This is a genomic window from Algoriphagus aurantiacus, assembly GCF_035156405.1.
GTDB lineage: Bacteria > Bacteroidota > Bacteroidia > Cytophagales > Cyclobacteriaceae > Algoriphagus > Algoriphagus aurantiacus.
This window is the reverse complement of record NZ_JAXRUT010000072.1, coordinates 1-1,411: the sequence shown is the minus strand read 5'-3', so window position 1 is coordinate 1,411 and position 1,411 is coordinate 1. Positions and strand designations below refer to the sequence as shown.

Genomic DNA, 1,411 nt, shown 5'->3' with positions numbered 1-1,411 from the left:
TTGCATGGGCAAACCTACCTCTTGGAAGTTTCTCTCTGACTGCAAAGGCAACTGACAACAAAGGAAAAGCTACTGTTTCAGAGATTGTCAATATCAATGTCGGAGAAAAAGCAAATGTAGCTCCGGGTGTAAATATCACCGCTCCAGGTACAAACTCCCAGTTCATCCAGGGAGATAACCTTACCATCACTGCTAACGCTACAGATGCGGACGGAACCATCGCCAAGGTGGATTTCTACAATGGAAACACACTTTTAGGAACAGACACTACTTCCCCATACAGTTTTGCCTGGACTAATCTTCCTGTAGGAGACCTCTCCCTTACTGCAAAGGCTACTGACGATAAAGGATTGGCTACTGTTTCAGCCGTTGTTAATATTGCCGTTGTCAATAGTAATGACGGAGAAAAAACAAACGTTGCTCCAACCGTAAGCATCACCGCTCCAGGTACAAACTCCCAGTTCACCCAAGGAGACGACATCACCATTACATCCGATGCAGCTGACTCTGATGGAACAATTGCCAAAGTTGATTTCTACAATGGAAACACGCTTCTAGGAACAGACACTACTTCCCCATACAGCTTTGCATGGGCAAATTATCCTGTTGGAAGCTTCTCCCTGACTGCAAAGGCTACTGACAACAAAGGAACGACTACAGTTTCAACCGCTGTTAATATTGCCGTTGTCAATAGTAATGACGGAGAAAAAACATCCCGCTCTCCTTATGGCGGAACAGCCGCGATAATCCCCGGAACGGTGGAAGCCGAAAATTATGACGTAGGTGGAAATGGTGTAAGCTATCACGATATCGATTCAGGCAATATTGGCGGAGCCTACCGCGCTGACGATGTTGATATCGAAGTTGCTACCGAAGGTGGTTACAGCGTGGGTTGGANGATTCAGGCAATATTGGCGGAGCCTACCGCGCTGACGATGTTGATATCGAAGTTGCTACCGAAGGCGGTTACAGCGTGGGTTGGATGTATCTCAACGAGTGGCTTGAGTACACAGTCAATATTACAACGGCGGGAGCTTACAACCTTGATGCGCGAGTAGCCGCTCCTGGCGCCGGTGGAACTTTCCACATAGAATGCGACGGTATCGATGTCACCGGTCCTCTTACGGTTCCAGACACGGGTGGGTGGGGTTCTTGGGCCTCTGTGAAGAAGACAGGAGTCAATCTCCCAGCCGGAACGCATGTGCTGCGTTACGTTCTTGACAGTAACGGCGAAAATGGATACTTCGGCAATCTCAACTCCCTACACTTCACAATACCAAACGACGCACCAAGCGTAAGTATCACTGCTCCAGGTGCAAACTCCCAGTTCATCCAGGGAGATAACCTTGGCATCACTGCAAACGCTACAGATGCGGACGGAACAATTGCCAAAGTCGATTTCTATAATGGA

2 protein-coding genes are annotated in these 1,411 nt (G+C 48.3%); both read left to right on the top strand.

Translation table 11 applies throughout. From position 1 onward, the window contains the following. The first annotated feature begins 35 nt into the window (after positions 1-35). Positions 36-1,058 (top strand): Ig-like domain-containing protein, encoded by a 1,023-nt coding sequence (locus SYJ56_RS25775; protein WP_465038407.1) that lies wholly within the window; start codon positions 36-38, stop codon positions 1,056-1,058. Beyond that, positions 983-1,411 (top strand): carbohydrate-binding protein (locus tag SYJ56_RS25770; protein ID WP_323839275.1); only part of this gene is annotated, 429 nt, incomplete at its 3' end. The genes SYJ56_RS25775 and SYJ56_RS25770, both read left to right, overlap by 76 nt.